The organism is Paenibacillus sp. PL91, assembly GCF_012935325.2.
Taxonomy (GTDB): Bacteria; Bacillota; Bacilli; order Paenibacillales; family Paenibacillaceae; genus Pristimantibacillus.
Genome location: NZ_JABBYG020000024.1, coordinates 66454 through 76964, shown reverse-complemented (window position 1 = coordinate 76964; position 10511 = coordinate 66454). Strand labels below are relative to the sequence as shown.

Annotated in this window: 11 protein-coding genes; all 11 read left to right on the top strand. The window is 49.2% G+C overall.

Features of this window, described 5'->3' with window-relative positions:
- The first annotated feature begins 314 nt into the window (after positions 1-314).
- The gene (locus HI950_RS31440; protein WP_169090412.1) at positions 315-1103 is read left to right on the top strand and encodes a formate/nitrite transporter family protein; all 789 of its coding nucleotides are present in this window, start codon (positions 315-317) and stop codon (positions 1101-1103) included.
- Positions 1100-2014 (top strand): L-lactate dehydrogenase, encoded by a 915-nt coding sequence (locus HI950_RS31435; RefSeq protein ID WP_169090410.1) that lies wholly within the window; start codon positions 1100-1102, stop codon positions 2012-2014. The genes HI950_RS31440 and HI950_RS31435 overlap by 4 nt, the downstream gene beginning before the upstream one ends.
- Positions 2015-2142: 128 nt before the next feature.
- Positions 2143-2676 (top strand): DoxX family protein, encoded by a 534-nt coding sequence (locus tag HI950_RS31430; protein ID WP_169090408.1) that lies wholly within the window; start codon positions 2143-2145, stop codon positions 2674-2676.
- Between the two features lie 181 nt (positions 2677-2857).
- Positions 2858-3760 (top strand): LysR family transcriptional regulator, encoded by a 903-nt coding sequence (locus HI950_RS31425; protein WP_169090428.1) that lies wholly within the window; start codon positions 2858-2860, stop codon positions 3758-3760.
- Between the two features lie 302 nt (positions 3761-4062).
- Positions 4063-4899 (top strand): transporter substrate-binding domain-containing protein, encoded by an 837-nt coding sequence (locus HI950_RS31420; RefSeq protein WP_169090407.1) that lies wholly within the window; start codon positions 4063-4065, stop codon positions 4897-4899.
- A gap of 26 nt (positions 4900-4925) precedes the next feature.
- Positions 4926-5714, top strand: a complete 789-nt coding sequence (locus HI950_RS31415; RefSeq protein WP_169090405.1) for an amino acid ABC transporter permease — start codon at positions 4926-4928, stop codon at positions 5712-5714.
- Complete coding sequence (locus HI950_RS31410; RefSeq protein ID WP_169090403.1) at positions 5704-6414, top strand: amino acid ABC transporter permease; 711 nt, start codon at positions 5704-5706, stop codon at positions 6412-6414. The genes HI950_RS31415 and HI950_RS31410 overlap by 11 nt, the downstream gene beginning before the upstream one ends.
- The gene (locus HI950_RS31405; RefSeq protein WP_169090401.1) at positions 6411-7163 is read left to right on the top strand and encodes an amino acid ABC transporter ATP-binding protein; all 753 of its coding nucleotides are present in this window, start codon (positions 6411-6413) and stop codon (positions 7161-7163) included. The genes HI950_RS31410 and HI950_RS31405 overlap by 4 nt, the downstream gene beginning before the upstream one ends.
- 21 nt (positions 7164-7184) lie before the next feature.
- Positions 7185-8195 carry an LLM class flavin-dependent oxidoreductase gene (locus tag HI950_RS31400; RefSeq protein WP_169090399.1) on the top strand — a complete coding sequence of 337 codons (1011 nt, stop codon included), beginning with the start codon at positions 7185-7187 and terminating at the stop codon, positions 8193-8195.
- Positions 8192-9382 (top strand): amidohydrolase, encoded by a 1191-nt coding sequence (locus HI950_RS31395; protein WP_169090397.1) that lies wholly within the window; start codon positions 8192-8194, stop codon positions 9380-9382. Before HI950_RS31400 ends, HI950_RS31395 begins: the two co-directional genes overlap by 4 nt.
- Positions 9366-10499, top strand: coding sequence for an N-methyl-L-tryptophan oxidase (gene solA / locus HI950_RS31390; RefSeq protein WP_317618487.1), 1134 nt, complete (start codon positions 9366-9368; stop codon positions 10497-10499). The genes HI950_RS31395 and solA overlap by 17 nt, the downstream gene beginning before the upstream one ends.
- Positions 10500-10511 lie beyond the last annotated feature (12 nt).

Genomic DNA, 10511 nt, shown 5'->3' with positions numbered 1-10511 from the left:
GCGAACACCTCCTAGATATATTCATTATTGATTTCTCTTAACGAGGTGTCCACTTTTTATTCTAGATGTATTTTTCCCGTTAGTATAGATTCCAGTGGCTGCAGCAGCTTCAAGCATCAACCCATCCGAAAAAAAGTACTGCCGCATCGGGGAAGCTCCCTATTTATCATACGGCTTTCGCGCAGAAACCCTTAGCCATAGTTCAGGGAGTTCCCCGACATACAAATGGAAAGGAATACCCTAAACTAAAGGTGTGGCAAGGGCAAGCGAGCCAAACTTCAAAGCGAACAACAAAACATTAGGAGGACTATCAGATGGAGCATGCTCCTTTGAGAAGGGTTGAGCAGCTTGCTTTGAAGAAACAAAAAGTGTTTCTGACCAGCAAGCTGAGGTATATATTGCGAGCCATGCTAGCGAGCATGTTTATCGGGTTTGGCGTAATCGTAGCGTTCAAGACGGGCAGCTTCTTCTACGTCACACATAGCCCGCTCACCTATCCGATGGCTGCCATAACATTTGGGGCCGCGATCATTCTAATTGCCTACGGCGGAGGAGACCTGTTTACCGGCAACACCTTTTACTTCACCTTCACAGCTCTCCGCGGCAAAATGAAATGGGCGAGCGTCGTCAAGCTATGGTGCACAAGCTACGCAGGCAATTTCCTTGGGGCAGTCGCCTTCGCATTGCTAATCTGGGCAACGGGATTATTTGAGGATGCTTCGGTAAACGGATTTTTGCTAAGTGTTGTAGAGAAGAAGCTTCACGCTCCGGTATGGGAATTGTTTTTCCGAGGGGTATTGTGTAACTGGCTAGTCTGCTTGGCGTTTTTTGTCCCGATGTCGCTAAGGGGAGATGGGCCGAAGCTGTTCGCGATGATGCTGTTCGTGTTCTGTTTCTTTATCTCAGGCTATGAACATAGCATTGCCAATCTTTGCACCTTCGCCATTGCGCTCGTTCTGAACCATCCGGGGACGATTTCACTCGGCGGCATGATTCATAATTTAGTGCCGGTGACGCTTGGCAATTTAATCGGCGGTTCAGTCCTTATGGGCTTCATGTATTATTACGTAAATAAACCATTTGATGAGGTGGAACAACGATGAAAAAAACGAAGGTCGTAGTCATTGGAGTAGGAGCCGTAGGATCAACAACAGCATATACGCTGCTGCTTCGCGGTCGAATGGATGAGCTGGTGCTTATTGATGCCAATGCAGGCAAAGCAGTCGGAGATGCGCTCGATATGAATCATGGCATGCCGTTTCTCGGGCAGACCAAAGTATGGGCAGGCACTTACGAGGATTGCAAGGGCGCCGATATCGTTATCATTACGGCAGGAGCCGCCCAGAAGCCTGGCGAGCCAAGGCTAAATCTATTGAAGCGCAACATCGCCATTTACGAGAGTATCGTATCGGAAGTATTGAAATATAATGATGACGGCATCCTGCTCATTGCGACAAATCCGGTAGATATTATGAGTTACTTCTGCTGGCAAAAATCCGGCTGGCCGACGCATCGCGTCATTGGCTCAGGCACATTGCTCGACAGCGCACGTTTCCGCTATCTCATTGGCGAGCGGCTGAAGCTTGATCCGCGCAGCGTTCATGCCCATATTATTGGGGAGCATGGCGATTCTGAGCTGCCGGTTTGGAGCCTCGCCAACGTGGCAGGCTCGTCGATTGCGCTTAGCGAGGAAGAGAAATCGGACATTTTTGTCCACACAAGAGATGCAGCCTATGAAATTATTGAAGCGAAGGGTGCAACTTATTATGCGATTGCACTGGCATTGGATCGAATTGTAACGGCCATTTTACGTAATGAATCGGCTGTGCTCAATGTATCCACGCTGGTAGACAACTACCATGGCTTATCCGATGTATATATGGGCGTTCCTTGTGTCGTCGATCGCCAAGGGGTGAGAGAAGTGCTCGATATTCCGATCACAGAGGAAGAAAAGGCATTGCTCCACCGTTCCGCAAACAAGCTAAAGGAGCTTATCGATACGATCTCGGTATAAAAAGCGATGCTAGCGCAAGGTTGAAAAATAGGCTTCCATATCGCATGTATTGTGAAATGGATCACATACTTGCAGCATAAGAGAAGTCTTATCGTGAAGAAAGATCATAATAAAAGGAGCTGATCCTCATGGTGATCAGATGGCTAAGTGAAAACCAATATGCAGCAGGGCTAATGCTAATATTGCGCGTATACTTGGGCTGGCAATGGCTGAGCGCGGGCTGGCATAAGCTGGGAGGCTTCGATGCAAGCGGGTTTTTGAAGGGTGCGATGGGCAATCCTGTAGTGGATAAGGGCACCAATGAATTAGTATATCCGACGTATATCGCGTTTCTTGAGCATTTTGCACTGCCGAATGCCAAAATCATTAATATACTCATTCCTTTTGGCGAATTTCTGGTTGGACTTGGACTTATCCTAGGCGCGCTTACGACAGCTGCCGCATTCTTTGGACTTTTGATGAACTTTATGTTCATGTTCGCAGGCACCGTATCGACTAATCCATGGCTTATGCTGATCGGGATGCTCGTATTCGTGGCAGGCGCGAACGCAGGGAAATTCGGCTGCGATTTCTTTGTACTTCCTTATCTGCGTACGCTGTTTCAGAAATTCAGAGGCCGAAGCGGCAACGCCAATCCAGGCAATAAGACATTCCCTCGATAGACATGAAAGCCGTGAGTGAACGTTGTTCATTCACGGCTTTTTGTTTTGAAATCAAAGAATGAAGGGAAGTACGGGATACGATTACGATTGTTTGATTGACAGCGAACGGTTAGTTTGTTATTTTTAATTAAATATATTCTTATTGGTTTAGTTGGCATTAGGTGAGCGAGGGGTGTTTCCTATCAATATTGAAAATATCGAGGCGTTCGTCTACGTTATCCATTGCGGCAGCTTCAATAAGGCGGCTGATGCCTTATATTTGTCTCAGCCTTCCGTAACCGCCCGGATCAAGTCGCTTGAGCAGGAGCTTGACTGCAAGCTGTTCGACCGACAAGGCAAGCAAATTCAAATTACAGAGGATGGCAAACGTTTCTTGCCCTACGCGCAGCAGCTGCTCCTTATTTATCAGAAGGGCAAGCACCACATCAATCAGAAGAAGTCGCTTCCGAATGAGTTCCGAATCGGCTGTACCGTATCGGTATCCAATTATATTATTCCGGACTTGTTGCCGCGTTTAAAGCTTAAATATCCGAACACTCATTATAAGCTAGTCACTGGGACAACGGATGAGATTATGAATAAGGTGCTCAGCAAGGAAGTAGATATTGGCTTTGTGCGCAAAGTCAATCATCCGAGCCTGCAATCAACTAAATTTTACGAGGACCCGATCCGGCTGTATGCCTATGACGGGCATCCATTTTTAACGACGGCTAACCTGACAATTGAAGCCATAGCGGAGCAGCCGCTCGTATTTTTTGAATGCGGCTCCTTGGACTGGCTTCGTATTCATCGTATTTTCGAGCATCTGGAATCGCCGCCCAATATTCAAATCCATACCGATAATTCTGAAATGGCCAAAAAGCTCGTTATTCAGAAAGCGGGTATCGGCTTTCTCCCAGGCTTGTGCGTCCAGCAGGAAATACAAGAAGGAAAGCTGTATCCGATCCGCGTTCCCGAGACGGAAGGCATATCCTTGCAAACTAATTTGATTTCGCAGCATGGCGAGCATCTAGAATTTCTAGATGCCATTACGGAAATCAGCAAGCAATTAGCTGAAGCAAGCTTGCGCTTATCGGCAATTTAATTGCTGTTATAGAAAAGCTCTATTATCAAAAAGAGTGTTTGCCATGATACATTTGTATGGCCAGTAAAGCCGATTGGAATAATGGAATTAAGCCTATTCGTCCGCTGCTATTTCTGAAGCAGCGGACTTTTTTATTGCAGAGAGGATCAATCAGACATATCAATTTACTTATAGAAGATCTCTATAAGCAAGAGGATTGACGTAGTCTGCAATGAGGTGGTAAAGTATGTTCAACGCTAATCCTTACTTAACGGGTAGGAATTATAAGGATTAAAAACTTAATGATTTTGGGGGAGAACAAGATGAAAAAACAGTTTATTTTATCAATCGCACTTATCCTTACACTAACGCTTGCAGGCTGCGGCAACAAAGAAAATAATGCCGGGAATCAATCAGAACCAGCTAGCGGAGAAGCTTCCGAGAAAGTAACGAAGATCGTTGTAGGCACAGGAACACAATTTCCTCAAGTTTGCTTTATCGACGAGAACGGCAAGCTGACCGGCTTTGACGTCGAGCTTGTAAGAGAAATTGATAAACGTCTTCCTGGGTACGAGTTCGATCTCCAAACGCTTGATTTCACAAACCTGCTTCTAAGCTTGGAAACGAAAAAAATCGATATGGTCGCTCACGAAATGGAGAAGAACCCAGAACGCGAACAGAAATACTTGTTTAGCTCCGAGCCCTATGCGCACTGGAGAAACAAAATCGTTGTAGCAAAGGACAATAATTCCGTTCAAACGTTGGATGATCTTAAAGGCAAAAAAGTATTGACTACGGCAACGAGCGCGGCAGCAACCATTTTAGAAAACTATAACAAAGAAAATAACAACGCGATTGAACTCGTGTACCAAAACGGCGGCGCGAATGATGAAGTAGCGCAAGTAGCCTCAGGGCGCGTAGAAGCATTCCTTTCTGCTGACTTTACGCTCTCGCTTATCGATTCGAAAAAAGAGCTGAAAACAACAGGTCCGGCACTAAGCGAAGCGGATATTTTGTTCATGTTCCGCAAGGATGATCCTGAACAGAAGAAGCTTGCTGATGCGGTTGATGAAGCTGTCAGAGAACTGAAAGCAGACGGCACGCTAGCAAAGCTAAGCTCTGAATGGCTCGGCAACGACTTTACTTCCGAAGAAAAATAAACGCGAGTGAAAGGTGAGATCGCTAGATGGGAGAACCATTTGATATCAGCTATGTGTTCGAGTATCTAGTAAAGCTGCTGCCTACCTTGAAAATCACTCTTCTCATTGTAGTGAGTTCCATCGTACTTGGGCTGGGCGTCGGGTTTATCGTCGCCCTTCCCCAGCTTTATAAGATTCCGGTTTTAAGGCGGTTTTCGCAAGTATACCTTTCTTTTTTTAGAGGAACGCCCATATTGATTCAGCTTTTTTTGTTTTATTACGGTCTCCCTGAAATATTGAAGCTCTTTAACATGGATGTATCTAAAGTGCCGGCTATGTATTTTGTAATCCTTACGTATGCTTTGCACAGCGGAGCGTACATGGCGGAAATGATCCGAGCTGCTGTTGGCGCAGTTGACCGCGGACAGGTTGAAGCGGCTTACGCCGTTGGCATGACAGGCTTTCAAGCGTTCACTAGAATTGTGCTTCCGCAAGCGTTGGCTATCTCGATTCCTGTCCTATCCAATCTAGTCATTGCTAATTTGAAGGATACTTCGCTCGCCTTCTCGCTCGGCATTATGGAACTGACGGGCAAGTCGCAGACGCTCGCCATCATGTCCCGACATTTTGTTGAAACGTACATCTCACTTGCGATGATCTACTTTGTCATTAGCTTCGGACTTGAGAAGCTGTTCCATCTTCTTGAACGCAAGCTGTTGAAGCATGAACGCCGTTTGGCGACAGAGGACAAAGAGGTTAGCGTGAAAAAAGGGAAGCCAAAGTGGCTCGAAGTAAGGCTGGGCTTTGGCAGAGGGGGCAGGGAAAATGAAGCTTGATTTTGCATTCATATGGACGGCATTTCTTCAGCTGTTGACAGCGGTGCCTACAGCTTTGGCGATAACGGCCGTTTCCATTTTTTGCGGTCTCATCATTGGTACATCCATCGCGATCATAAGGCTGTATAAGGTTCCTGTCCTTCACCCCATCGCTGCATCCTATGTCACGTTTATCCGCGGAACGCCGATGTTAACCCATTTATTGCTTATCTACTTCGGATTGCCGATTATTGTTGACGGAATAGCTGAAGCGCTAGGCTTATCGTTTCGATCCATCTCCATTCCAATGATCGGGTTCGCTTATATTTCTTTCTCGATTACGGCAGGCGCATATTTGTCGGAAGTGGTGAGATCAGGCCTCCTTGCCGTTAATCGCGGACAAATGGAAGCGGCTTATTCCATTGGGATGACAACTTCGCAGGCTATGCGAAGAATTATTTTGCCGCAAGCCTTCGCCGCAAGCTTGCCTAACCTATCGAATTCGGTCATAGGCATGCTGCATGGTACGACGCTGGCATTTACCGTGTCAGTTGTGGATATAAATGCAAAAGCGCAAATTGTAGCCACGACAAATTGGAAGTTTTTTGAGGCATACCTCGCAGCAGCACTTATTTTCTGGGGATTAACCTTTATTATTGAGCGGCTGACCGCGTTAGCCGAGAAGCGCTTTAACCTTTACAACCGAGGCGGTGTTTCATGATTAAGCTGACACAGATCAAAAAGAGCTTTGGGCGCAATGAGGTATTGAAGGGGATTGACCTTACCGTTGAGAAGGGCGAGGTCGTTGCGATACTTGGACCAAGCGGTTCCGGCAAAACGACGCTGCTTCGCTGCATCAACTACTTGGAGAAGCCAAATGACGGCCAAATCTCCATCGACGATTTTAACGTAAATTGCAAGCGTCCAGACAAAAAAGACATCCATACGCTTCGCCAGAAGACGGCTATGGTTTTTCAACAATATAATTTATTCAAGCATAAGACGGCCGTGGAAAATGTAATGGAAGGGCTCGTTATCGTGAAGAAGCTTTCGAAGGACGAGGCACGCAAAAAAAGCGTGGAGCTGCTCGAGAAGGTTGGGCTTGGCAATAAGCTTGATGCCTATCCGAGCGAGCTCTCCGGCGGTCAGCAGCAGCGCGTTGGCATCGCTCGTGCGCTTGCGCTAAATCCGGAGGTCATCTTGTTCGACGAGCCAACCTCGGCGCTTGATCCGGAGCTCGTTGGCGAGGTGCTTGGCGTTATTCGCAAAATCGCGAAGGAAGGCATCACGATGATTATCGTCACGCATGAAATGGGCTTTGCTCAGGATGTCGCCAGCCACGTTGTATTTATGGATGGCGGCGTCATCGTTGAAGAGGGCAAGCCAAGCCGGATTTTTAATGATCCAAAGGAAGAGAGAACCAAGCAATTTTTGAAACGGATCACACCTGAGGGTGTCTATTCCATCTAACCAATAGAGGAGCGAATCAATATGTCACTGAAATTTGGCATTCTGGATCAGAGTATTATTTTCCCCGGGCAAACAGCTGCTGAAGCATTAGGAAATACCGTCAAGCTGGCGCAGCTGGCAGAAACGCTTGGGTTCGAGCGCTTCTGGGTATCGGAGCATCATGATTCCCCAGGCATGGCCGGATCCTCGCCAGAGGTGCTTATTGCATATTTGCTGGCTCAAACGACATCCATCCGTATCGGATCAGGCGGCGTTATGCTTCAGCATTACAGTCCATATAAAGTAGCGGAAAATTTCAATGTGCTCGCTTCTTTAGCGCCAGGCCGCGTTGAGCTCGGGATCGGCCGCGCGCCAGGCGGTCTGCCTCGTTCGACGAAAGCTCTGCAGAAGGGCGTAGCGGAATCCGCAACCTTGGCAGAGAAGCTGACTGAGCTTGAGCAGCTGCTCATAGGCAAGACTGGCGAAGATCATCCGCTTGCTGGTCTCGAAGCAAGTCCGCTGCCGAAGCAGCCTGCAGACATTTATTTGCTCGGCACAAGCGTTTCGAGCGCGGAGCTGGCTGCGGAGAAAGGGTATCCGTATGCGTTCGCTCTCTTCATTAACAATGATCCAGACACAGCACGCAAAGCGCTTGATACGTACAGAAGCAGCTTCAATCGAACGCTTGGCGCAGAGCCGAAGACGATTCTTGCTTTGTCCGTGATTGCTTCGGACTCGGAGGAGGAAGCGAACGCGCTAGCGGGACATTTCAAGAGCGTTAGAGTTACGCTCGCAAGCGGCAAGACGGTTAACGTAGGCTCACTTGAGCAGGCGAAGGAATTCGCTAGGCAGGCGGGTGAGGAATTTACGGCTGAAGAAAGAGATGCGGATATTACGAGAGGCACGAAGGAAACGGTTCGGAAGCGGCTGCTCGAAATTCAGGAGCAATACGGCGTGGATGAATTTGTCTTTACGACGATTATCCCTGATTTCGCCAAACGGATACGCTCCTTTGAGCTGTTGAAAGAGGCGTTCGAAGGAGAATTGGTATGAGCGATTTCTCGGCGGAATCCATTGAACAGCAATTAGTTGCTATCCGGCGGCAGTTGCATGAGCATCCGGAGCTATCCCATGAGGAATACGAGACGACGGCATCCATTCGCGGCTGGCTGACGGATGCAGGCATTCGAATTATCGATTATGGACTCAAAACCGGCGTAATCGCAGAGGTTGGAGGTCTGCAAGGCGGCCCGACCGTTGCGGTTCGGGCGGATATTGACGCACTTCCGATACAGGAGGAGACGGGACTTTCGTTCGCTTCCAAAATACCAGGCAAGATGCATGCCTGCGGACATGACTTCCATACCGCTTCGATTCTCGGTACAGCCTTCTTATTGAAGGAACGCGAGCAGGAGCTGCATGGGACCGTTCGTTTTCTGTTCCAGCCCGCCGAAGAAAAGGCGAAGGGCGCGGGACAGCTCATCGCAAGCGGAGCGCTCAAAGGCGTGGATGCGGTGTTCGGCATGCACAACAAGCCGGATCTGCCGGTGGGCGCGATCGGCATCAAGGGTGGTCCGCTTATGGCGGCAGCCGATGGTTTTGTCGTTGAGGTTGAAGGGCGCGGCAGCCATGCGGCGGTGCCAGAGGCTGGCCTTGATCCGATCGTCACATCGGCTCATATCATTACGGCGCTGCAATCGATTGTAAGCCGCAGCGTAAGCGCGCTGGACAGCGCGGTTGTCAGTGTGACGAGGCTGCATGCGGGAACCGCTTGGAATATTATTTCCGATAAGGCGGTATTCGATGGCACGCTGCGTACGTTTGACGAGCAAGTTCGGTCGAAGGTTCGCGAACGCTTCGAGCAGGTTGTAAATGGCGTTGCCGCAGCTTTCGCAACGAAGGCGCAAGTGAAATGGATTGAAGGGCCGCCGGCTGTTGTGAACGATCAAAAATGGGCTGATCAAGCTGCTGTTACGGCTGAGGCTCTCGGTTTTACTGTAGTAAGCCCGGCGCCTTCTCCTGCTGGCGAGGACTTCGCCTTTTATTTGAAGGAAACGGAGGGGCTGTTCGTGTTTCTCGGAACGGCTGGTCCGCAGGAATGGCATCATCCGGCATTTGATTTGGATGAGAAGGCATTGCCGATTGCCGCAACGTTTTTTGCCAAATTAGCTTCTGACGCTTTGCGCAAGCTGGCGGCAGAGAGCTTGCCGGGAGGGCGACAACATTCCGAAATCGTATGATGTCATCGTTGTCGGAGCAGGCTCGATGGGGATGAGTGCTGGTTATGAGCTGGCGTCACGCGGAGCGAAGACGCTGCTCATCGATGCCTTTGATCCGCCGCACAACATGGGAAGCCATCATGGCGAGCCTCGGCTTATCAGACATGCTTACCATGGCGGCGATACGTATGTGAAGATGGCGCTTCGCGCAGATGAGCGATGGCTGGCGCTGGAGAAAGCAACCGGCCTTAAGCTGCTTGAGCGATCCGGCGTGCTGAACATGGCGGAAACGAGCTTTTATAATTATGAAGGCAGGCTTGATGCTGCTGCCGCTAACGGCGTTCATGTCGAATTGCTGCGCGCAGCCGAGATTAACCGCCGCTTTCCGGGCATTCAGCTCCCGGATTCCTTTCAAGGGATGTATGAGCCGAATGCAGGCTACTTATATAGCGAGCAATGTGTAGCTGCTTACAAGCAGCAGGCAATCGCTGCCGGCGCCGACCTGCTTGTGAATAGCTTTGTTACCCATATCGAGGCAAATCCTTCCAGCGCAACCGTTCATACAGAGACGGCTGCGTACACGGCTCCGCAAATTATCGTTACCGTAGGCGCTTGGTTTAAAATGCTATCGGCACACGTTAGCCTGCCGATTCGTGCAGTACGCAAGGTGGTCGGCTGGTTTGAAACGAGCTCGCCCGCGTTTGATGCAGGCGTTTTCCCAGGCTTTACTTGGGGCGGCGCTGCTGGCGGCTATTACGGCTTTCCGAGCATCGGAGGCGCCGGCATTAAGATCGGACGCCATGATACGGGAGTAGAATGGACACCCGGCGAGCCGCTTGCGCCGTTTGGCACTTACCCGGAAGACGAGGAAGACCTTCGCGGCGCGCTGGATGCTTTTGTGCCGGGCGCAGCAGGCAAGCTGCTGCAAAGCGCAGTATGCAAATATGAGTTTACGCCTGACGAAGATTTCATTATCGATACGCATCCCGAACATGCGAATGTGCTGCTCGCCGGAGGATTCTCCGGGCATGGCTTCAAATTCGCAAGCGTTGTAGGCGAGATTTTGGCAGATAAATTGGAAAAGAAGAATACAGGCTATGATCTTGGGTTATTCGAAATTAGCCGTTTCGCTAAATAAACATTTTTGTTA

What these genes read in the sequence shown, in the direction of transcription:
- HI950_RS31440 (WP_169090412.1), top strand. Translation starts at nt 315, where the DNA reads ATGGAGCATGCTCCTTTGAGAAGGGTTGAGCAGCTTGCTTTGAAGAAA.
- HI950_RS31435 (WP_169090410.1), top strand. Translation starts at nt 1,100, where the DNA reads ATGAAAAAAACGAAGGTCGTAGTCATTGGAGTAGGAGCCGTAGGATCA.
- HI950_RS31430 (WP_169090408.1), top strand. Translation starts at nt 2,143, where the DNA reads ATGGTGATCAGATGGCTAAGTGAAAACCAATATGCAGCAGGGCTAATG.
- HI950_RS31420 (WP_169090407.1), top strand. Translation starts at nt 4,063, where the DNA reads ATGAAAAAACAGTTTATTTTATCAATCGCACTTATCCTTACACTAACG.
- HI950_RS31415 (WP_169090405.1), top strand. Translation starts at nt 4,926, where the DNA reads ATGGGAGAACCATTTGATATCAGCTATGTGTTCGAGTATCTAGTAAAG.
- HI950_RS31410 (WP_169090403.1), top strand. Translation starts at nt 5,704, where the DNA reads ATGAAGCTTGATTTTGCATTCATATGGACGGCATTTCTTCAGCTGTTG.
- HI950_RS31405 (WP_169090401.1), top strand. Translation starts at nt 6,411, where the DNA reads ATGATTAAGCTGACACAGATCAAAAAGAGCTTTGGGCGCAATGAGGTA.
- HI950_RS31400 (WP_169090399.1), top strand. Translation starts at nt 7,185, where the DNA reads ATGTCACTGAAATTTGGCATTCTGGATCAGAGTATTATTTTCCCCGGG.
- HI950_RS31395 (WP_169090397.1), top strand. Translation starts at nt 8,192, where the DNA reads ATGAGCGATTTCTCGGCGGAATCCATTGAACAGCAATTAGTTGCTATC.